The 21,796-nt window shown below is 59.9% G+C and carries 18 protein-coding genes; 4 read left to right on the top strand and 14 right to left on the bottom strand.

Annotated features, from left to right (window positions below; genetic code table 11):
* Nucleotides 1–87: 87 nt before the first annotated feature.
* The 4 genes from KUG85_RS05735 to rpoZ all read right to left on the bottom strand — a co-directional run bounded on the left by KUG85_RS05735 (nt 88) and on the right by rpoZ (nt 4,395).
* Nucleotides 88–945 (bottom strand): methyltransferase, TIGR04325 family, encoded by an 858-nt coding sequence (locus KUG85_RS05735; protein WP_223004435.1) that lies wholly within the window; start codon nt 943–945, stop codon nt 88–90.
* Nucleotides 946–1,054: 109 nt separating this feature from the next.
* Nucleotides 1,055–1,414, bottom strand: a complete 360-nt coding sequence (locus KUG85_RS05740; RefSeq protein ID WP_223004436.1) for a hypothetical protein — start codon at nt 1,412–1,414, stop codon at nt 1,055–1,057.
* Nucleotides 1,415–1,610: 196 nt separating this feature from the next.
* Complete coding sequence (locus KUG85_RS05745) at nt 1,611–3,863, bottom strand: RelA/SpoT family protein (protein WP_065818354.1); 2,253 nt, start codon at nt 3,861–3,863, stop codon at nt 1,611–1,613.
* Nucleotides 3,864–3,996: 133 nt separating this feature from the next.
* Nucleotides 3,997–4,395, bottom strand: coding sequence for a DNA-directed RNA polymerase subunit omega (rpoZ, locus tag KUG85_RS05750; RefSeq protein WP_007008481.1), 399 nt, complete (start codon nt 4,393–4,395; stop codon nt 3,997–3,999).
* Between the two features lie 296 nt (nt 4,396–4,691).
* Between rpoZ and KUG85_RS05755 the strand changes: the two genes are divergently transcribed.
* Nucleotides 4,692–5,282 (top strand): LabA-like NYN domain-containing protein, encoded by a 591-nt coding sequence (locus KUG85_RS05755; RefSeq protein WP_065818355.1) that lies wholly within the window; start codon nt 4,692–4,694, stop codon nt 5,280–5,282.
* The gene (locus tag KUG85_RS05760; RefSeq protein ID WP_223004437.1) at nt 5,279–5,944 is read left to right on the top strand and encodes a uracil-DNA glycosylase; all 666 of its coding nucleotides are present in this window, start codon (nt 5,279–5,281) and stop codon (nt 5,942–5,944) included. Before KUG85_RS05755 ends, KUG85_RS05760 begins: the two co-directional genes overlap by 4 nt.
* Before the next feature lie 32 nt (nt 5,945–5,976).
* Here KUG85_RS05760 and smpB read toward each other — a convergent pair whose 3' ends face one another.
* Nucleotides 5,977–6,450, bottom strand: coding sequence for an SsrA-binding protein SmpB (gene smpB, locus KUG85_RS05765; protein WP_223004438.1), 474 nt, complete (start codon nt 6,448–6,450; stop codon nt 5,977–5,979).
* Nucleotides 6,451–6,571: 121 nt separating this feature from the next.
* Entirely contained in the window at nt 6,572–7,453 is an 882-nt protein-coding gene (gene dapA, locus KUG85_RS05770; RefSeq protein ID WP_065818357.1) for a 4-hydroxy-tetrahydrodipicolinate synthase, read from the bottom strand.
* A 236-nt stretch (nt 7,454–7,689) separates the two neighbouring features.
* On the opposite strand from dapA, the gene KUG85_RS05775 reads away from it, so the two are divergent.
* Both KUG85_RS05775 and KUG85_RS05780 read left to right on the top strand, forming a co-directional pair.
* Nucleotides 7,690–9,765 carry a lytic transglycosylase domain-containing protein gene (locus tag KUG85_RS05775; protein ID WP_223004439.1) on the top strand — a complete coding sequence of 692 codons (2,076 nt, stop codon included), beginning with the start codon at nt 7,690–7,692 and terminating at the stop codon, nt 9,763–9,765.
* 144 nt (nt 9,766–9,909) lie between these two features.
* Nucleotides 9,910–10,797: an alpha/beta fold hydrolase gene (locus KUG85_RS05780; RefSeq protein WP_255606261.1), complete on the top strand. Its 888-nt coding sequence runs from the start codon at nt 9,910–9,912 to the stop codon at nt 10,795–10,797.
* A gap of 93 nt (nt 10,798–10,890) precedes the next feature.
* On the opposite strand, the gene KUG85_RS05785 is transcribed toward KUG85_RS05780, so the two are convergent.
* The 8 genes from KUG85_RS05785 to KUG85_RS05820 all read right to left on the bottom strand — a co-directional run bounded on the left by KUG85_RS05785 (nt 10,891) and on the right by KUG85_RS05820 (nt 21,633).
* The gene (locus KUG85_RS05785; RefSeq protein WP_223004441.1) at nt 10,891–11,820 is read right to left on the bottom strand and encodes a tyrosine-type recombinase/integrase; all 930 of its coding nucleotides are present in this window, start codon (nt 11,818–11,820) and stop codon (nt 10,891–10,893) included.
* A gap of 400 nt (nt 11,821–12,220) precedes the next feature.
* Nucleotides 12,221–13,363 carry a porin gene (locus tag KUG85_RS05790; RefSeq protein WP_223004442.1) on the bottom strand — a complete coding sequence of 381 codons (1,143 nt, stop codon included), beginning with the start codon at nt 13,361–13,363 and terminating at the stop codon, nt 12,221–12,223.
* A 510-nt stretch (nt 13,364–13,873) separates the two neighbouring features.
* A complete protein-coding gene (gene qatD / locus KUG85_RS05795; protein WP_223004443.1) occupies nt 13,874–14,626 on the bottom strand; it encodes a Qat anti-phage system TatD family nuclease QatD in 753 nt (250 codons plus the stop codon).
* Nucleotides 14,627–14,634: 8 nt separating this feature from the next.
* A complete protein-coding gene (qatC, locus tag KUG85_RS05800) occupies nt 14,635–15,984 on the bottom strand; it encodes a Qat anti-phage system QueC-like protein QatC (protein ID WP_223004444.1) in 1,350 nt (449 codons plus the stop codon).
* The gene (qatB, locus tag KUG85_RS05805; RefSeq protein ID WP_223004445.1) at nt 15,981–16,859 is read right to left on the bottom strand and encodes a Qat anti-phage system associated protein QatB; all 879 of its coding nucleotides are present in this window, start codon (nt 16,857–16,859) and stop codon (nt 15,981–15,983) included. Before qatB ends, qatC begins: the two co-directional genes overlap by 4 nt.
* Nucleotides 16,859–18,817 carry a Qat anti-phage system ATPase QatA gene (gene qatA / locus KUG85_RS05810; protein ID WP_223004446.1) on the bottom strand — a complete coding sequence of 653 codons (1,959 nt, stop codon included), beginning with the start codon at nt 18,815–18,817 and terminating at the stop codon, nt 16,859–16,861. The genes qatB and qatA overlap by 1 nt, the downstream gene beginning before the upstream one ends.
* A 30-nt stretch (nt 18,818–18,847) precedes the next feature.
* Complete coding sequence (locus tag KUG85_RS05815) at nt 18,848–20,599, bottom strand: ATP-binding protein (protein ID WP_223004447.1); 1,752 nt, start codon at nt 20,597–20,599, stop codon at nt 18,848–18,850.
* Nucleotides 20,596–21,633: an SIR2 family protein gene (locus KUG85_RS05820; RefSeq protein WP_223004448.1), complete on the bottom strand. Its 1,038-nt coding sequence runs from the start codon at nt 21,631–21,633 to the stop codon at nt 20,596–20,598. Before KUG85_RS05820 ends, KUG85_RS05815 begins: the two co-directional genes overlap by 4 nt.
* Between the last annotated feature and the right edge of the window lie 163 nt (nt 21,634–21,796).

The following is a 21,796-nucleotide window of genomic DNA, read 5'->3' on the forward strand; positions in this document are numbered from 1 at the left end:
AACGGGTTAATAATCGTGTTTCCCGCTACAAAAGCAGGAAACACGATAGAGCTATTCACATGAAGCGGCGGAATTTGGGCGCCTGGCCTAACCCGCTTTCGCCATTGCAGGTTCGGCAGGTTTTCGATCGCCGAGCGCCATATCCTTGCGCAGCAGCATATATCCGCGGCTCTCGCTCCAGCCGAGTTCGGGATGGCTCGCAACTCTGTGAGCCAGGTACTGAATGCACCAGCTGTCCACAATGCGATAGCCGAGTGCGTCGATATCCGCGAGAAACCGGTTCTTGTTGCGAATGTGGTAGGGCAGGAAGGTCGGCCCGCCGCGCTGCAGCGTGTAGACGGACGGACCTTCCCGCAACGCCACCTTGTTCAGGAGAATCACCTGCGGTCGCTCAGGCAGTCTGTCGACAAAGTCCGCGAACGGAATGTCCAGATACTGCAGCAGCCCGGAACACAGCAGTATCTCGGCTTTCCTGATCTCGGAAAAGCTGTCGCAAAAGGAGAGTTCCGGACCAAGACCCTCGGCGCGCGCCATGGCCCGGCCGGCCTTCACCATGGACGGCAGTTCATAGACCTGCCATTGCACGTCTGACAGATCGATCAGCTCGCGGAAAGCGCGATATTTCGTGCCGACATGCCCGCCGGCGTCCAGCAGGCGAACCCGGCGGCCTGCCCGCGCCCGCAATTCCCGCTCGAGCCAGAACATGACGGGATAGTCCCAGTCGATGATCCTGCTCATCTTGTCGAGCGCAACCGGAACCACATCTTCATGATCATAATCGGTCAAAGCCCAGCGTGGGGCTGCGCTCACAGCACTTTCACGATCGGGATATGCTCCGGTCAGTTCTGCGCGTCGAGCCACCAGGTGGACCTTTGACAGGACCGAGTGCAACGGTCGGGCAAAACGCTTGATCCTGCCGCCATCGAAATGCAGTAAGGTTTTCATTTCAGCCTCTCTTGAACACGAGTAGCGCGCGCCCGTCACGCTGGCAGCGCCCGCTTCCGATGCAGGACGCATCGGAAGCCGACGTGGCCGGTGAATATGACCGGACGGTTCAGGAGAGCTTTGTGCGCGGAGGCTTGAGCGGCTTTTCCACCAGATTGGAACAGAGTGCGGCCATGGGCCCCGCAGCGAAACAGGCGGCAAACCGCGCATGAACCATGATTTCATGCTTCAGCCTGTCGATCGGCATGCAATGCACCATGCAGCATTCCGTATCCGCAGCCCCCGTGCTGCCATGCGGTTGGTCGCCATGTTCATCGCCATGCCCATCGCCATGTTCGTGTGCGTGGTCCTGCGTGTGGGGAATGGCGTGGCTGGAGGAAATATCCGCCGCAGCGGCTGGTGGGGTCACGTGCACATGCACACCACCAAAAGGAAACAGCACAAGGGCGACCAGAATGAGAGCGGCCAATCCACCTCTCACTATCTCCGAAAGCTGTTGTTTGTGAACGCTGTGCATTCAGAATGTTGGGCGCCGGGCCTTGGAAGGGTCAACTCATCCTGGTCGTTCCCGGGCTACTCATTTCGGACGACACAGCACTCCAATCTGCCGAAGGCACGGGGCCGGAAGGTCCTCGCCGCCCATCATCGCTGCTAGGGTCAGGACCCTAGCCATTCACCCGATGCGCGTCGCTTACGCAGCTGATTTCCTTTAGCTGTGAGACGAGGCGGGTCAGGTGCTTCAGGTCCCAGACCTCGAGATCGAACAGCATTTCGGTAAAATCAGGAGCGGTCCGCTCCATGGCGAGCGTGTGAATATTGGCGTCGTTCGACGCAATCACCTGCGCTATTTCCGCCAGCGAGCCGGGTTCGTTTATGGCTGTGACGGACATGCGGACGGGGAACCGCTCCTTCATGTTCTCGTCGATGTCCCAGCGCACGTCTATCCAGCGTTCCGGCTGGTCGTCGAAGGCGGTCAGCGCCGGCGACTGGATTGGATAGATGGTGATGCCCGACCCCGGATGAAGGATGCCCACAATTCGGTCTCCGGGCACCGCGCCCTCCGGGGCGAAACTGACGGGCAGATCACCCGAGACACCGCGAATCGGCAGAGCGCCGCCTGCCCCTTTCTCCGCTGGAGCAGCGCTTCCCTTGGCACGCTTTGCCTTGCGCGAGGAGCGGCCGGGGATCTGGAACAGCATGCCGGCGGCATTGCGCAGATTGAACCAGCCCTCCTCGCGCTCCTTCGGCACCTGTGTCACGCGTTCGTCCTTGTAGTCGGGGAACACCGCGCGCACGACATCCTGCGACGAAAGTTCGCCGCGCCCGACCGCCGCCAGAACATCCTCCACATCCTGACGGCCGAGGCGGTGGAGAACCGGCTTGAGGCCGTCGCGGGAAAAGCTCTTGCCCGCGCGCTCGAAGGCTCGCTCCAGGATGCGCGCGCCAAGGCCTGAATACTGTTTGCGGATCGCGTTTCGTGTCGCGCGGCGGATGGCGGCGCGCGCCTTGCCCGTCACCACGACCGATTCCCAGGCCGCCGGCGGCACCTGCGCCTTGGAACGGATGATCTCCACCTCGTCGCCGTTCTTCAACTCGGTCATCAACGGCATGATGCGGCCATTGACCTTTGCGCCCACACAGGTGTCGCCCACCTCGGTGTGAACCGCATAGGCAAAGTCGATGGGCGTTGCGCCACGTGGAAGCGCTATCAGCCGCCCCTTGGGCGTGAAGCAGAACACCTGGTCCTGGAACAGTTCCAGCTTCGTGTTCTCCAGGAAATCTTCGGGCGTATCGCCTTCCGACAGCGCCTCGATGGTGCGTCGCAGCCAGGCATAGGCGTTGGTGTCGCGCGAGATCCGATGATCCGCTCCGTTCACCTTGCCGCCGAAATCCTTGTAGATCGAATGGGCCGCCACGCCGTATTCGGCAATGCCATGCATGTCATAGGTGCGGATCTGCAATTCGACACGCTGGCGCGACGGGCCAACGATCGTCGTATGGATCGACCTGTAGTCGTTCTGCTTGGGGGTGGAGATATAATCCTTGAACCGGCCCGGCACCATGGACCAGGTGGAATGGATGACCCCGAGCGCGCGATAGCAATCCTCGACACTGTCGACGAGCACGCGGAAGCCGAAAATGTCGGAAAGCTGCTCGAAGGAAAGCGCCTTGGTCTCCATCTTGCGGAACACCGACCAGGGCTTCTTCTGACGGCTCTTCACCGTCGCCTCTATCTGATGTTCGGCGAAGAGATGCGACAGCGCCTCCTCAATGGCCTTGATGACCCCGCGATTGCGCTCGAAAAACTCGGCAAGCCGCTCGGTGACCGCGCGGAAAGCCTCCGGGTTGATATGCCGGAAGGCCAGTTCCTCGAGCTCTTCGCGCATGTCCTGCATGCCCATGCGTCCGGCGAGCGGCGCATAGATGTCCATCGTCTCTTCGGCGATGCGCAGCCTTTTGTGCTCGGGAACGTGGTCGAGCGTGCGCATATTGTGCAGGCGGTCCGCGAGTTTCACCAGAAGGACGCGGACATCCTCCGAGATGGCCAGCAGGAGCTTGCGCAGGTTTTCCGCCTGGTGCGCCTTCTTCGACACGAGATCGAGACGCTTCAGCTTGGTCAGCCCTTCAACCAGCTTGCCGATATCCGGACCGAACAGCTCGTCGATCTCATCCCGCGTGGCACTGGTGTCTTCAATCGTGTCGTGCAACAGGGCGACAGCGATGGTCGCCTCGTCCAGATGCATGTCAGTCAGGATGGCTGCAACTTCCAGCGGATGCGAGAAATACGGATCGCCGGAGGCACGGCGCTGGTGGCCGTGCTTCTGCATTGCGTAGACATAAGCCTTGTTGAGTAGCGCCTCATTGACGTCCGGCTTGTAGCGCTGGACACGCTCGACAAGCTCGTATTGACGCATCATGGGCGGCTTCCTCGTTCTTTTTGTTGTTGTCTACGCAAAGCAAAACATGCGCCGCGAAATTCACGGCGCATGTTTAAGATAGGCAGGAATGTTTCGGCAAGGAAGAGAATGCCGCGCCGAACATCCGTATCGATCAGAAATCGTCGCTTTTTTCCGGCGGAACGAGGCCTTCGATACCGGCAAGCAGATCTTCCTCGCTCATGCGGTCGAAGGAAATCTCTTCCTCCGGCTGATCGGCACCGGCTTCGGCGGAAGCGGCAGCCGGTTCGCTGATCTCGGGCAGATCGGCCTCGGGCTCGTCCACCTCGACATGCTTCTGCAGCGAATGGATCAGATCTTCTTTGAGATCGCCAGGCGACAGGGTCTCATCGGCAATCTCGCGCAGCGCAACGACAGGGTTCTTGTCGTTGTCGCGGTCGACGGTGATCGCCTCACCCTGCGAAATCTGACGGGCGCGATGGCCGGCCAGAAGCACGAGCTCAAAGCGGTTATCGACCTTGTCGATACAGTCTTCAACGGTCACACGGGCCATTCAGTGCCCCTTTCATGCGTAAATCTGCAAGGAAATCCAGCGCGTCAATAGCCTGCCACATCGCAAAATTCAAGGCCAACGCTCAACGCCCGCTCTCCGATCAACACGGAAATGGGGCGTGGCGATGGCGACGCAGCCTGCGTCCCGCGCGCTTGTATTTATGACGATTTTATATATTGGTTGGAACAATCATATTCCAGCGCTATTTCCTCATAAGAGATGGCTTTTTGGTCGATTTTCGGCCCGGAGCCTCTCATTTGAGCGCTGAACGTTTATTTGAAACAGGAATTTTGACGATGTTCGATCCACGGGAAAAAATTGCTCTCTTCATCGATGGTGCCAATCTCTATGCCACGTCGAGAGCCTTAGGATTTGACATCGATTACAGGAAGCTCCTGAGCAGCTTCCAGGAGCGCGGTTACCTTCTGCGCGCCTACTACTACACGGCCCTTGTGGAAGATCAGGAATATTCCTCCATTCGCCCGCTGATCGACTGGCTCGACTATAACGGCTACAAGGTCGTTACCAAGCCCGCCAAGGAATTCACCGACTCGGCCGGGCGCCGCAAGATCAAGGGCAATATGGACATAGAACTGGCGATCGACGCGCTGGAGCTCAGCGACGTGGTCGACCACTATGTGATCTTCTCCGGCGATGGCGATTTCCGCACGCTGGTTGAGGCCCTGCAGCGCAAGGGCCGCAAAGTGAGCGTCGTATCGACCATCCAGTCCCAGCCGCCCATGATCGCCGACGATCTGCGCCGGCAGGCGGACAATTTCATCGATCTCTCGTCATTGCGCGAGGAAGTCGGCCGTGCGACAAGCGAACGGCCTTCCCGCAAGGTGGAACCCGAAGACGACGCAGACGAGACCTTCGACGATCTATGACACCTGTTTCGGCGCGTGAAACCGAGCCGCCGCGCGACTGTCCACTTTGCCCGCGCCTTCACCAGTTCATTGCCGACTGGCGCGCCCGCGAACCCGAATGGCACAATGCGCCCGTTCCCACCTTCCTGCCCGAAGGAGGCGATGACGCCGTCGCATTTCTCATCGTCGGCCTGGCGCCGGGGCTTCGCGGCGCCAACAAGACGGGACGTCCTTTCACCGGCGACTACGCTGGAGACCTTCTTTACAGCACGCTGAAGACGTTCGGCTTCGCCAGGGGCAACTACGAAGCCCGCCCCGACGACAGCCTGACCCTCGTCGACGCGGCGATCATCAATGCCGTGCGCTGCGTTCCGCCGGAGAACAAGCCAGTGGGCGCCGAGATCAACACCTGCCGCCAGCATTTCTTTGCGCCGACGCTGAAGCGCTTCAAGAATCTCAGAGCGGTGCTCACGCTTGGCGTGATCGCCCATCAGTCAACCGTTCGAGCGCTCGGCGGGCGCGTTGCCGCCCATCCCTTCACACATGGCGGGCATCAGGAGCTTGCCGGACTTTCGATTTTTTCGAGCTATCACTGCTCACGCTACAACACGAACACCGGCCGTCTGACCGAAGAGATGTTCGTCAGTGTTTTCCGTGATATACGCGCGTTTCTGGACAAATAGAGTCCGATAGACGCGCGGCGCCCTGCGCCTCTTCAGCCGTGCTGCTTGAGGAGCCTTGCTTTTTCCCGGTTCCAGTCGCGTTTCTTGGCCGTCTCGCGTTTGTCGTGCAGCTTCTTGCCGCGCGCCACGGCGATCTGAAGTTTCGCAAGCCCACGCGCATTGAAATAGAGCCTGAGCGGCACGAGCGTCATGCCTTCGCGTTCGATCGACTGGGCCAGGCGCGACAGCTCGCGCTTGGACACAAGCAGCTTGCGCCTGCGGCGGGGCTCATGGTTGAAGCGGTTTCCGGCGGAATACTCCTGAATATAGGAGTTGATCAGCCAGCACTCGCCATCCTCAATGGAAGCATAGGCTTCCTGAATGTTGGAGTGACCGTCGCGCAGCGATTTCACTTCGGTTCCTGTCAGGACGATGCCGGCTTCCAGTGTGTCGAGCACCTCGTAGGAGAAGCGCGCCTTACGGTTTTCGGCAATCGTCTTGACGTTGGGATTCTTGTCTTTTGCCATCAGTTCCAAATGCGGCGGAAGCGCCGTGGCACTTCCGCTTTCCCTGGGACGGCAGAAGAGCCGCCCGTTCGTTTCACCGCATTTGTGCGACGCCAGGTGCCCTGCCCGGCTGCAAAATGCGTCAGTTCAGCAGCCCTGCATGCTGCATGGCAGCGTCGATGCGCTCCGCAGTCGAGGCCTCGATCGGCACAAGCGGCGAACGCACGGTGTTCTCGACCCGGCCGAGACGAGACAATGCGTATTTTGCACCGCAAAGTCCGGGCTCGATGAAAATCGCCTTGTGAAGCGGCATCAGCCGATCCTGCAGCTCAAGCGCCTTTTCCTTGTCATTGGCGAGCGTGGCCGCCTGGAACTCGGCACACAGGCGCGGTGCGACATTGGCCGTCACCGAGATGCAGCCCACCCCGCCATGCGCATTGAAGCCCAGAGCGGAAGCGTCCTCGCCAGAAAGCTGGATGAAATCCTTGCCGCAGGTCATGCGCTGCTCGGAGACCCGGTCCACCTTCGCCGTCGCGTCCTTCACGCCGACAATGTTGGAGAAGTCCTTCGCAAGACGCCCCATGGTTTCCGGCGTCATGTCGATCACGGAACGCGGGGGGATATTGTAGATGATAATGGGCAAACTCGTGGCACGGGCGACAGCCGCGAAATGCTCATAAAGCCCTGCCTGCGTCGGCTTGTTGTAATAGGGTGTGACCACCAGTGCCGCGTCGGCCTTTACCTCTTCGGCAAACTTTGCCAGCGCGATTGCCTCACGGGTCGAGTTGGAACCTGCACCGGCGATGACCGGAACGCGCCCCTGAGCAGCCTCGACGCAGATCCGGACCACCTCGCGGTGCTCCTCATGCGTGAGCGTCGGGGATTCGCCGGTCGTGCCTACGGGCACCAGCCCGTTGCTGCCTTCTGCAATCTGCCATTCAACGAGTTCGCGGAACGCTTTTTTGTCCAGGCTGCCATCCCTGGCAAATGGTGTCACAAGCGCTGTGAGAGACCCCCTGAACATAATGTCGAACTCCTGAATGAAATTGATGGTTTGCTGCCAGCCCAGGCTCGCGCCGGATGCTTCTAACCGAAGATCAGGCGGCGCACCATAGTCTTGCCATCTCTTGCCCGCAAGAATCCTGCAAAGATGGTGTGTTACGCCAGTATCCGCAGGCTCTGCACCATCGTGAAACGATATTGCCTGTTCTGGAAGCAGCTCCGGCTGCCCATAGGGTCCAACGTTCGGGACGTTTGTGTATGACGACAAAGGCTGCGTTTGCTTCGCTGCTTCTTCTTTCAGTCTCGCCACTCGCGCATGCGCAGGCCCTGCCAGACATGGGCCCAATCCCTTTCGCACGCCCCGACGCGGTCAACTCGCCTGCAGCCGCCATCGATGCTCTGACGAACACCACCGCCGTTCGCCCGAATGTGATGGACGGCCAGGGCGGGCCATCGGCAAACGAACGCGCCCTGATCGCCGGGCTCGATGCCCTTTCGCTCAGCGATCCGGCAACCGCGCGCACCCTTCGCAACCACATGAAGGAAGACAGCCTCGAACGGCGGGTTCTAACCTGGGCCATGGCACTTTCGGCGAGCGACACATTCTCGAGCGGCGAGATCGCGGCCATCGCCAGGGAGCTTGGCGACTGGCCCGGCATGCTGACACTGCGCGAGCACGCCGAGCGCGCGCTCTATCGCGAGAACCAGCGACCGCGTGTGGTGGTGAGCCTGCTTGGCGACACGGAGCCCAGAACCCTCGAGGGCACGATGGTGCTCGCCAGGTCTTATGTAGCTTTGGGAGAGGAGGGGAAGGCGCGCGCGCTTGTCTCCGGGTTCTGGCGAAAGGCAAAGCTCGATGCGACGGGTGAAACAGCCTTTCTGGAGGCATTCGGTGATCTGCTTTCAAGGACCGACCACCGGGTGCGCATGGAGCAGATGCTGTACGACACGCGGGTGCGTTCGGCCGAACGGGTTGCGGAACGCGCCGGCGGCGCGGCCCTGACAAAGGCATGGGCGGCGGTAATTCGCGGTGACAGGAATGCGGAAAACCTGCTCGACGCCGTGCCCGAGGCGGAACGCAGCGCCGGATACATCTTTGCCAAAACACGCTTCCTGCGCCGTGCCGGGCGCTTCGATGAAGCTGCCAGGCTGATGCTGACGGCGCCACGGGATGCGGAAAGCCTGATCGATCCGGACGAATGGTGGGTGGAACGGCGCGTGCTCTCACGCGAACTGCTCGACACCGGCGATGCGGAGACGGCCTACAGGGTGGCGGCTGCCCACTCGGCAGAAAGCCCCTCGCGCGCCGCCGACGCGGAGTTTCACGCGGGATGGTATGCGCTGCGCGCCCTGAAGGACGCGCAAAAGGCCGCACCGCATTTCGCCCGCATTGCGGAAATTGCCGAGGGTCCGATCTCGAATGCGCGCGCGAATTACTGGCTGGGGCGGGCAGTGGAAGCCGGTGCTCCGGGGGATGCAACCGCCTCCTTTGAAGAGGCGGCCCGCTTCGGCGCGACGTTCTACGGGCAACTGGCGACTGCCAGGCTCGGGCGCGCCGCGCTTGCGGCCGATGCGCCGGAACCCGACGACGAAGACCGCCGTCATTTCTTCGCCCGCGAAATGGTGCGCGCAATCCAGAGCCTGGAGAAGACGAACCATGTGTGGCGCGCAGGCAGCCTCTATCGAAAACTGGCAGAGACGCTGGACAAGCCCGGCGAACTGACCCTGCTCGCCCGGATGGCCGAGGCGCGCGGCGATTACACCACCGCCCTGCGGGTCGGCAAGATCGCGGCAGGCCGGGGGCTCGACATCGGCGCACTGGCGCATCCGGTGGGTGCCATACCAGCAGCCGCCGCTATCCCGACCACCCGCCAGGCGCTCGCCTATGCGATTGCCAGGCAGGAAACCGAGTTCAATCCGGCGGCGGTTTCGCCCGCCGGCGCACGCGGCCTGCTGCAGCTCATGCCGGCGACGGCACGGGAGATGGCGCGCAAGAGCGGCCTTCCCTATTCGCGGGCGCGCCTCACAACCGATCCAACCTACAATGCAACGCTGGGGGCAGCCTATCTGGAAGAACAGCTCGCGCGGTTCAACGGCTCCTACATTCTCACCTTCGCCGGCTACAATGCCGGGCCGAGCCGCGCGGCCGAATGGATGGAGCGCTACGGCGATCCGCGCGGAAAGCCGGTGGACGACATTGTGGACTGGATCGAACGCATTCCCTATTCGGAGACGCGAAACTACGTTCAAAGGGTGATGGAGAACCTGCAGATCTACAAAATGCGTCTTACCGGCCGGTTCGACATTGTTGCGGATATTTCCGCAGGAAGCTGATTAAGCCGCCCGCCCTTTACCGGGCTATCGTTGACCGGGTCTTCGTTTCACCGCACTTGTGCGGATGTCAGGTGCACCTGACTGATTCTAAAATCCTCTATGCCTTGAGGCGTGGAGACAACCGATAGGGACGTCCTGGGGGATATGATGTCTGAGCGCGGTTTTCGGGATGTCTTCTATTCAGCGCAGGACGGGCTGAGGCTTCATGCCCGCCTCTATGGCGAAGCCAATCCCGGCCTGCCGGTGGTCTGCCTTCCGGGTCTCACACGCAATGCCCGCGATTTTCACGCCCTTGCCGAAAAGCTCTCTACCGACGCGGCGACCCCGCGAAAGGTCATTGCCTTCGATTATCGCGGACGCGGCCTCTCCGACAACGACCCGGACTGGCGACGCTATGACGTGACGGTGGAAGCCGCTGACATCGTTTCCGGTCTTGCCGCGTTTGGGGTGGACCATGCGGCATTCATCGGCACGTCACGCGGAGGGCTGATCATCATGGCGCTGGCCGGCGTGCGCCCAACCCTCATGAAAGCCGTGGTGCTCAACGATATCGGTCCGGTGGTGGAGGGAGACGGGCTCGCCCAGATCCGCGCCTATCTGCAGCGCGCGCCCAGACCCGGCACGATGGCCGAGGCGATCAAAATCCAGAAGGCCGTTCACGGAGAAGCGTTCCCGGCGCTCGACGATGAAGACTGGTGGCGTTTTACCGAGGCGCTTTACAGAGAGGAGAAAGGGCGCCTGCGCGCCGATTTCGATCCCAAACTGCTGAAGCCGCTGAAAGCGATCGACCTCGACACGCCCCTTCCCGCACTCTGGCCGCTGTTTGAAGGCCTGGCAGCAATTCCGGTGCTGGCCATTCGCGGCGAAAACTCGCGTCTGCTTTCCAGTCGAACCCTTGAGGAGATGACCACACGCCATCCGACAATGCAGCAGATCATTGTGGCCGGACAGGGCCATGCCCCGCTTCTGGAGACGGGGGCGCTGCCGAAAGAGATTGCCACTTTCATCAAGCGTGCGGAGAAATCAGCCTGACCGCCGGCGAGCCAGGGTGCCCGCCCGCCGTTTTGGCGGACAGGAACCGGATTGTCCCCTGAAGGGCCGCAAGACATAGCCGAAGGGCTACGCTCATTTTGCGGCCGCCTTTTTGGAGCAACGTTCGAGAACGCCGACGCAGGGGTCCAGATCGCCCGTTGCCAGATGCGCGTAGCGCATGGTCATGGTCAGTGTCTGATGGCCGAGCCACATCTGCACGCGGCGCAGATCGATGCCGCCCTGAACAAGACGGGATGCGCAGGTGTGGCGCAGAACATGCGGCACCACCTGGGTGTCCTGCGACAGCCCGATCTCCGCCTTCGCCTCGTTCCAGATCGTGCGGTACTGCGCCTGCCGCAGCATTGCAAACGGGCCTTTTTCACCATTTCTGGGAAGGTTCGAGACCTCCTGAGCGCGTTTGGTCAATGGCACGGAACGGGCCCGTGCCGATTTGGTGATCCAGAAACTGGCACGCCCGTCCCGAACGTCGTTCCAAGTAAGCCCAATGGCCTCGCCGAGACGACAGCCCGTGTCGACCAGAAACACCGAAAGGCGCCAGGCATCCTCGCTGCGCCGGCGGATTGCCGCGAACAGCATCTCTTCCTCGCTGCAGGAAAGGAACCTTATGCGCCCGGAGCGCTCTTTCTGGCGCCGGAATTCCGGCAGGCTGTGAATGTCACCCATCTTATGCGCTTTCCGCAGAAGCTTGCTCAGCGCGGCCATCTTTCGATTGATGGTCGCATTGCTGTTTCCGCGGGCGCGAAGTTTGCCGATCAGTTCATCGAGCAGGCTCTGCTCGAACGCACTGAATCGTTTCCCCATCAAGAGCTCATCAAGCTCACCGATGAAGAAGGTGACATTGTATTTATGCGTGCCAGGTTCCCAAAGTATGTCGCCATACTTTGTGAAGAGTTCTTTTAAACTGTACTCAGAAACGAGACGCAAATGCTCGCTACCGAACGTGACGGAATAGCGAGACCTCGAAAGACCCCACTCGCTACCAGGACTATTGACCGCCCCCATGTCAGGTCACGTCCCGGGCGTCTATGTCAAATGCGTGTTCGGTAAAATTCTGAGTTGTGAACCACCCCCTCGAGATAAAAATTCTCGATTTCCCCAAGCTAGTCGTATCCCCGGTTAAGGGCACTAGCACTCGCGACTTAGGCCAGTCCAGAAAAAAAAGCATTTTTTTCACTTACTTATGGCCCCGCCCTTATGAGCCCCTGACGGCGGGTAATGGTTTCTCCTTCCTGGAGTTTTCAAAAAAGAGACGAACTCGCCCTTGAGAGAGCCTGACTGAAGACCTCGCTAAACCCTGTCACCCGAAGCATTTGCGCCTATGACGCCCGCTACCAGCGATGTCTTCAAAGCCAAAACCCGGCGGATTTCTCCGCCGGGTTCCGTATGTTTCTAACCGCGCATCTTAGAAGTTGCGCTGGAAGCGAACAAAGCCGCTCCAGTTGTCTTCGTTGCCGAACGGCGTGTCGAGCTTGCCGTAGTTGACAGCGAGCTTGGCGTCGAAGTTCTCGACGATCTCATAGTCGACCGTGACACCGGCGCTGAGGAAGTTCACGTCGCCACCCGCAAGCGCGGAAACAAAGTCGTTGCCGACATTGTCATAGTACTGAGCGCCGATCGAGGCTTTCAGCTTCGGCGTGAACTTGTAGCCGATGAGACCACCAACGGACCACTCCGAACCGAAACGGATCGTGGACGGGATGCCCGTGCCAGTCACGTTGAACGGGTCGGTCGAGTAGAAGTTGATGCCGCTCTCATAGGTAGCGATTGCTTCGGCGAACAGACGCTCGGTCAGGTTCGCCTTCACGATTGCCTTGAGCGCGAATTCTTCAGCCGTTGCATCGTAAGCGGCGTAGAGGTCTGCGGAACCCCAGCCCTGAGCGATGCCGACCTTACCGACGAAGTTCGGCGTGTAGTCGTAGTTCTTGTCGGCTTCTTCAAGAGCGAGCGTTGCGGTAACGCCATTGCCGGCAACAAACGTGTAGCTGATGAAGTGAACGCGATCGCCACCGCCGCTATCGAACTCACCGGAGAGGCCAGCGTCGTAGAGCGTGTCAGAGAGACCCATGGAAAGGCCACCAAGCGAGATGATCGCCTGCTGAAGGCCAACGCTGGAACCCACGCCAAGCGACAGAGCATCGCCGTCGTTGACACCAGCAGCCGGAAGCGGACCAGCGGTGGTCGCCCAAGGCGTTGCAGAGCCAGCCGGGGTGTAGCCAGCATTGTCGCTGGTTGCACGGAACTTGATGAACGCGCCAAGCGTGCCGTACTCGGTCTCGGAGCGGGCGTCGATGTTCAGCTCACCGCGAGCGTACTTGTCCCAGCCGTCATCATTCTCATCCCAGTTGATCTGGTAACGGACCATGCCGCCGATCTTCAGGCAGGTCTCGGTGCCGGGGATGTAGAAGAAGCCTGCGCCGTAGACGTCGCAAACGCGCACATATTCCATCGGCTCCGGCTCGGGGACGACGATCGGGTCGGCCGCCTTGGCGCCGGTTGCAGCAGCTGCGAGAGCTGCGGAGCCAATCAGAAGGCTCTTGAGTTTCATGTTCTGACCTCCAGTCAGAATCGTAGGAAACAGCCCTCAACACCCAGGAGGAATAGAGTTAAAGTATTGGAATAATTCATAAAACGCCGGCCTCGATGGGCCGGCGCACGATTTTCGGAAACAGCAACAAAACCGCCACGGGGAATTCAACGGAGGGTTCGGGAAGTGTCCCAAACAAGGCGCCAGAGGCCGCGACTGCGGCCCGGGCTTTTGCCCGCCCCAGCGGGGGCGTCGAGCGGAGCGAGACTGCCGTGAGCGAGAAAAATGGCGGGGCACGCGGGATACCGATGGGCACGACACCTACTCTATAGCCCTACCGATTGAGCCTTCCTGACAATACTCAACTTATTAAGAACAACGTGAACGTTGACTGCAGCTGACGTTTGGAACGCACCGGACTTAATCCAAACCCCTTTACGGGCTGCGTTGCAAATCGAGCCCTGGTTTCCAGCGCCTGCGATCGTTGGAGATGCAGCCAATCTCACCGAACGTGACGGTGAGCAGCCTATTCTAGCTTCGCTCCGCAAGCAGGCCTTTGAGGTTGCTCAGGATTGTCGCGGACATATCGCTAAATGACGTTCCGTGGAGACGTGCTAATCCCTCTACAGCGATCCCCACGTCGCTCGGCGTGGCGGGATGACCGCTTGCTTGAGTGAACGGCCCATCAGTCTCGGTTAGAACACGGTGCAGCGGCAGCGTCTTGGTTATCGCCGCCCGCTTTTCATTGATCAGCATCTCCGCGTTCACTGAAAAATAGCAACCAAGATCGACGGCTCTCCTGGCCTCTGCTGCGGTGCCGGTGAACCAATGAAGCACTACCCGTCCGCGCGAGGGTGGCATGAGTTGCTCGATCATATCGAGCACAGCTTTCGTCGCGCGGACACTATGCGTCGATACGATCTTGTTCCCAGCTGCCGAACAGAGCGATAGTACGCGAGCGAAGACCTCCTTTTGCGCGCCCAAAGACTTATAGAACCGTGGACTAGCATCGAGTCCAACCTCCCCAACATATCGGGTTCGTGGCAGGAGCTCTTCCCACAACCCGATCTCATGAGCGCGGTCGGTAACTAACTGCGGGTGCAGGCCGAGAGCCACGCGCACATGTCGGGTGGCGGACGCAAGTTCGTAGTTCCGAGGCCAAGCCTTGGGCGTAGTGGTCACTGTGAGGGTGAACACGCCGTCGCGCTCGCAACGCTCCACCGCGGCCGCGTGGTCGGGGTAGAGGTCGAGGTGGCAATGAAAATCAACGAGAGTCGATCGCATGGTGCCCCTTACGACGGTGTGGCTCGAACGCCAGCCAGCAAGCGCCCAACTTCCTCCAACCCGCGACGATAGACATCGGCCAGAGCATCGTGCCGCGACGGATCATCATAGAGCGGGCCCGGCTTATGGATTAGGGCCTTGGCGAGTTCTGGTCGTTTCGACAGGCGTGCGATAGCGATCTGGAAGGATCGGACCTGTTGTCCCTCAGCCTGCCTGGTGTCCAATGTCGCAGCCTTCAGGTCGGGCACCCCATAAACTGTCGTATCCTTGCCTAGCAGAGACGCTCGCCGGATGAGACACGGCAGACAATATCCGCAATGTCCCTGTGGTTTCTTCGTCCAGCGCCCCTTCGTCGGTGACGAACACGATAGGGAGTGAGGGGCGAGCTGTTTCAACAAGGCTGGGTTGGCGCAGTCGGCGACCATTTCCCCCTTGGTCTTGTCCCAATAGGGATTCTCCACCTTTCCGCTAACGCCGAGCGCTCGCAGCAAATCGTTCCATCGCGCCATGTAGAATGGATGCGTCGTACGGGTGCTGAGCGCGCCGAGCCGAAGCCGATCAAGCGGCACATTGAGCGCGATAAGGCCGTTTTCCGGCACCTTGAGCACGAAGTCGCGAGCCAGCGCGGTGCCAGCGGCAATGCCCAGCGAGAAGAATAGGAACGAGCGGCCACGCGTGGTGTCCTCTGATCCGACATCCTCGACGAACCCGCTTTCAAAGCTCATCCATACCCGCAGTCGATCGAAGGCGGATGATTTGAAAACCGCCTTCAAACCTTCGAAGCACTGCTCCTGTGACTTGCTCACCAGCCCTTCGCCGGCATGGCTGACCAAGAGCGGCGTCTCACCAGAGTTCAAGCTGTCGATCGCGCCGATCAGACTGTCCAAGCCACCGGAGAACAGACTCACTCCATCGAACGGGGCTGGAATGAGCGTCGGCGCGGCAGCGGAAACTAGCTTCGCATAGCCTTTTGCCCGTTTGCGGAAGCCAACATCCCATCTGTCGCCGGTCAGGAAGTTCAAAGCGCGGACCAAGATGGGTGCTGCGGCCGTCCATCGGCCCGGATCGCTCACGGGGACGACTAGCCGAATCTCGCGCGTCCAGGCGTCTTGCGATTCTGTAGAGCGGGAGATGCGGGTGTCCGCTGCGTGAACATGGGCCGCGACCACGAGCAGGTCAGCGCCGATCTCGCTAGGGGTCAGATGCAGAGCCTTGAGGTCGGCCACGGCGCGACCGATCCCGTGATCGAGGCGCTTGCCTGCTATCAACTGCAAGGTCGATGCGACCTCGTCTCGCGCCTTGGGAACGCGTGCTTTATCGTCTTCGCCGAAACGGCCGATGATTACATGGCGCCTCATTTAGCTGCCTCCCCATCGCCCATCGTCTGCAAGACGTCGAAAGCGGATTGATAGACATCAGTCACGAAGCCCATCACCGCGTTCGGGGTCAGCGACTGAATATTGACGCCCGCGGCGTTGATCACATCGCTGACTCCACGCTGGACAAAATCGCGCAGTTGCGCCTGAACCCTTTCGGCGGCGCGCGGATCTGTGGGCAAAGTCACGACCTTGGTGCCGATGTCGTTGCAAATGCGAGCCTCGATCGCGTGCGTCGCATATAGCTCGAACACGGTCTGAATCTGGCCTGATGTCAGCGCGTCGATGTCGGTGATGCCTGCGCCGGCGAGATCGGCGATCGTCTCTACGAAGGCGTCTCGTGCTATACCCTCATCGATGGACCCGCCTTCGGGGCAGATATAGTCTGCAAGACCGGCGAACACTTCCTCGATTGGACGCCCGGCGAGGTTTTCCAGGTTGAGTGTTCGCAACGCTTCGCGCACGCCACTCGCACTGGCGTCGTTAAGGAAACGGACCAGCCCAGCACCCGCACCGCGCGATGAGCCCATGCGCTGCGCAGCCTGGCGCGAACCGCCTGCCGATTTGGACACGTATTGCGAGACCGCGCGGCCGAGGCTCCGTCGGTCACTGCCACCCGAGTTCACGAAGCGTGTGAAATTGCTTCGCGCCGAGGTGAATCGATCCGATGCACCAGCCGGTGCAATCGGCCGTGGCGCTGGTGCTGGAGGAACTGCTAGAGGTGTTCCATCAGGTGACGACGGTGGTGCCCCGTCGCCATCCCCCGCACCGGCCCCGCCGTCACCGTCGCCCTGCAACCAACTCGGTATAAGCGGCGTCCCGCCGCCCGCGCCGCCATAGGCGTTCGACGTGCCCATCAGCGGCCGCCTTTCCGTGTGCGAAGCGCAGCGCTGGCCGTCGTCTTCAAGAAGGCTGATTGCGACGTCGACCATCCTTGAAGGAGCTTTTCGAAGCGAGCGACAGCGTCGGTGTCCTTGATGATGCCTTCCCAACCGGACGCAGGCCACGGACCGCACCGATCAGCCGGCAAGGCTTCGAGCAGGTCTAGGAGGTTTGCTTGAAGTGTTGGGTGCGCGCGGACCAGCACGGCGAGGCCCTCTATGCCGGGAGGCGCCGTATCGAAGGCATCGCCTCCCATGACGCGCCCGCGCAGCTCTTCGAAGACCTGAGCGGCTTCAGCCGGAACGAGCTGCTTGAGTTCACCTTCGAACGCCTGAACGGCGAGTTTTGGACCGAGCAACTTTTCGACCACCGCGGCGAGGCGCCCCAGGACCGATGCCGCACCAAAATAATCCTTCCGATCTTTGGTCACGAACAGATAAGGACGGAGGTCGACCTCGGCCAAGGCCGGCGACAACCGCGCCCAGGCCCGTATCGCGTCTGCCGCCTTCCATTCAGTCAGGATGGCGCTGTCCTTGGAGTCCAGCGCGGCAGTCGGCTTGGCCTCATCGGCTGAACGAATTTTCGGCCCTGACCGCTTCGCTTTTCGAGCTGGCTTCTCCTCCAACGCGACGGCTTCCAGCGCTGCCAAATCCGCACAGTGCCCGTCCGGATCGCGAGCGGCAGCACTGGCGATCTGGTCGAACAATCTGGAGAGGAACCGCTCGGCAAGCATCAGCTTAGCCAAAACGGGCAGCTTGACCTCTTCCCCGAAGCCGCGGGCGAGCGCAGTTTGATGGCGCAGCAGTAGGGTGTTCAGGAAGCGCTTGATCTGCCGCGGATTGCCCTGGGTACCACTGGCTAAGATCGGGCCGATCTGATCGCTCAAGGTTAGCGCGTTTTGGACCTTGCTGGCCTTATCGCCCAAGGCGGTCTTGACCGTCTGCGCGTCGAGCCCTGCAGTCTGCCAAGGTCGTTTCAGCAATTCACGGGCGACGGTGATGAGCGCCGAGTAAGCGGGATCGTCCTCGCCCAGCTCAGCGCCAATGAGCAACAGCGTGACATAGATACGGGTTTCGGTCTCTCCCAAAGCCGGGATGCGAAACGGTATCTGGATCAGCTTTTCTAGATAGTTCCTCGCGTAGTCGCGGGGACCGGTCGTATCCGGCAGCTCCGGAAAATGCTTGCGCACCGAATATTCGATCATCGCCTCGTCGGCCGCGACAATGAACGCGGTGCGATCGGTGAAGACGAACAAGCGAACGGCTTCGAGCGTTTCAATCGCCGTGTCCGGCAGGCAGCGGTCGAGATCATCGATGAGGACGATCAGTTGTGTGACGCCCGCCTGCTTGAGCAGGTCGTCAAAAGCCTTGCGGAACGCCTCGATCTCTTCGGGGACGTTCTTCGACTCTCCTTGTTTCAGGAGACCCTGCACACCGTCGATGGCCTTGTCGTAGTTCTCCTGCGTGGCGAGTTTTGAGGGATCGGAGAAGATCCCTTTCAAGGTGCCAACCACCGCGCCGACCTGATCGGCTGTGGGGATGCCGGTGAATGCGGTGAAAGCGAGACCGCCTCCGTGCCGCGCGATCTTGAGCCAGTCGATCCGCTTGAAGATGTCCGATACTGCTAGGCCGGCCTCAGTGAGCAGTGGACGCTTTTCGATAAGGCCGGTGACGATACCCTCGATCAGCGCGATCTTGGCATCTTCAAAACCCTGGAATCGCCAGCCGTTGAATTTGACGCAGAGCGCGTCCTCATCAGAACTGAGGCCGTTTTCGATCATCTCCAGTATGCTTGATTTGCCGGCACCCCAATCGCCATGAACTCCGACCGTCACGGCGCGCTCGGGCTTTTCGCGCAGCAACTCGATGATAGTCTTGGCGATGGCCTCGTTGTTGAGGAGATCAACCTTTGTCTCATTGTCGGTTAGAATCACTGTGCCTCCCCCACTTGCTCCCGGCGACCTTCAGCCACCGTTGCGCGATTGGCCACGCAAGCATTCGATCGCCGACGCAATGGCTGCATCGTCCGGTTTAGCCGATCCCCATTCCTTCCAGAAATCTCGCGTGGCGCTATCCGGCGCCACCTTGGGCATGTCGAGCTTGATCCGCGTCGGAAGCAGGACTGCATCGCCCAACAACAGCGCCTCACCCGTATCGAGCAACGGCAAGATGCTTGTCAGCCCCGCCAACGAGTCCGGCATCAGGCGTTTGATGACGCCCTGATCGGTTTCGTTCGTCAGACGCAATGCAAGGAAATTATTGCACTGGCTGAGTATCGTCCGACTGACATCCGACGGGCGCTGACTAACGACGAGCAGCGAGAAGCCATATTTTCGGCCTTCCTTGGCGATCCGTTCGAACGATCCGAGGGCCTGGCGCTGAACCGCATCGGCGTCATCGCGAACCGGAAGATAGAGATGCGCCTCGTCACACAGCAGCGTAACAGGCGTCCGGGCCTTCCCGTTCATCCAGAACTGAACATCATAGAGCAGCCTGGCCAATGTCCCGGTCACCACGGGAAGCACGTCGGCCGGCACTTCCGAGAAGTCGATAACCTTGATGCCAGTGTTGTCGCCAGATTGCAGCAACTTAAGCACCTGCGCTGCAAGCCAATCGTATTTCATCGCAGCGAGTGGAGGTGCGAACATGAAGCCGTAGCGACGATCATCCAACTTCGCTTCGAGGCGAGACAGAAAGCGTGTCAGCTTGTCTTCCCATTCGCCCTTTATCGGTCCGGACTTACCCACTCCCTTTGTCGTATTGTCTCTGCTCAGCAGTCCCACCAACTCCTTCACATCGTATGGTATCGGTGAATCGACAGTGTACGTTTTCTTGATGTCCGCCTTACCCTCGGCATCGAGCGTCTGCCCCTTCAGAGAGCGGACATGCAGCGTGAACCGTGATGCTTGATTGGGCGCGTTCTGGTCGCTGCGATCAAGGATCATCGACAGCATTTCATCGCGATTGAGCAGCCAATATGGAAGGAACAACGTGTCATCGCCCGGATTCTCTAGGTCGCCGGGGCCAGCGATGCGGAAGCGCGTAGCAAATCCTCCCTTCGACTTATCCGCCAAGGGGGTGTATTCACCGTGCATGTCGAATACGATGATGTTCGGAAACTTCAGCTTAGCAGCTCGTTCGAGTATCAGCGCGACCGCCCAGCTTTTGCCTGATCCGGTGCTACCGAGAATCGCTGCGTGTCGTTGAAAGAATTTGTCGCCACTGGCGATTGCGTCGGCCGTGCGATCCGCTACGAAAGTGCCCAACTTGAGCCTTTCATCGGCAGAGAAACCCGCGCCCAAGATGCCCATGAAGCGCTGAAGGTTTCCGCCCTCGATGACGAAGCAGTCTCGGTCAATCTGCGGAAAACTATCGGCGCCGCGTTTGAAGGTATTCCGTCGATCACCCTCCACCGTCCTGAATGTGCCGATCAATACACCCTGGATCAAATCGGTTGGCACAGTTGCCAAAAGCGCGCCATCGGCATCTTCATCGTCCGGGCTGGGTAATTCCTCCCTGATGTTGCGGGTAACGCGCTCTGTCATAGCGATAAGATATTCTCGCTCCGTCGCGCCGCGAATGGCAACAAGCTGTCCGATACCGATCCGCGTGAGAAGAACGGAGTTGGTCACGTCGATCGCGACACGGCTCGTATCGACCGATGCGACGCGACCGATATTGTCGTCTTCAGAAAATTGGAGAGCGGCTTCAGTCATGGTTCAAGCACCTCGGCAACGAATGAGCCTAGATCCCATAGGTCCAGGCCGGGAAAGAAAGTCTCGACGCCGGCGACAAAAACGCCAGAGCCGGAAGCGCCACCTTGTTCGGCACGCTGAATCGCGATGACATTGCTGCACTCGTGGACGAGTTTTACCGCGTTATCTGAAAGCCCATAAGTCAACAGAAGTGTGGGCATGCCACTGCGAATGCGAGGCGTGAGGTGCGTTTCCAGATGATCGTCGTTGAAGCCATAGCCGACCACGAGAAACCGACTGGCACGGTCTATCGCTGAATTTGCCCGTTCTCGATGACGGTCAAACGGGCTTTCGTAGCCGTTACGGAACTTGTTCAACCCGGGCGTGATAATGAGCCGCGGTAGATCGAGGTCGCCGGAATAGCGGACGGGCTTCCCGTCCCGGTGATACCAATCGAGACTGCCGTGCGGTTTGAAGATATTGGCGCGAGGACGGTAGCGATACTGCACTCGCCCACCCTTAAGGGTTACTTCCCGGCAGAAGCTAAGGCGGCTTTCCTGCTCGTTCAACTCTCCAGCAAATTGGCCGACAAACAATGTATCAACGCCGAGACATGCTTCCTCCACGGCAACCTCAAGTAAACGATCATAGTTCGTCGTAACGACAGGAAGCCCGGTGGAAGGTTTCAACAACTGCTTAACGAGCCGGGTGAAGCGCAAGGTCCGTGTCCGCGAAAATACCTCGGCAACGATTTGGCGCTCCCGCATAGCAATTAGCTCGGCCGTGCGCGCGACGATCGCTAATTCCAGTCCCGGTGTCGGAGGCGTCTCCAGAAGAGCTGCTTCGAGACCCTTTGCCGACAAGTGCGGTGAAATCGCGTCCCACCGATCGACATCCGCCGCTGCCAAGTCGGTTGTCACCGTTGCATCGAGGTGAGTCGCCAACTCGACCATGCTCGGAAGTCCCTCAGCGCATGACAGACCAGAGCCAACGATCGTCACCAGCCCGTCTGTCAAATGCTGTTGCAGCTGCAGCTTAAGTTCGTGGATATCCAAGCGTTTCTACTCACCACCTTCTTAGAGGACCGAATCGGCCAATATGTCTGAAGTTCAAATGCCAATCGATACCGACTATATCACTGCAACATAACAAGAATGGCGATCAGAATGACAGGGATTTCGCTCATTCAGTTTCTCATATCCTGATCCAGTTCATGCG

It is taken from the genome of Nitratireductor rhodophyticola (genome assembly GCF_019891355.1).
Taxonomy (GTDB): Bacteria; Pseudomonadota; Alphaproteobacteria; order Rhizobiales; family Rhizobiaceae; genus Nitratireductor; species Nitratireductor rhodophyticola.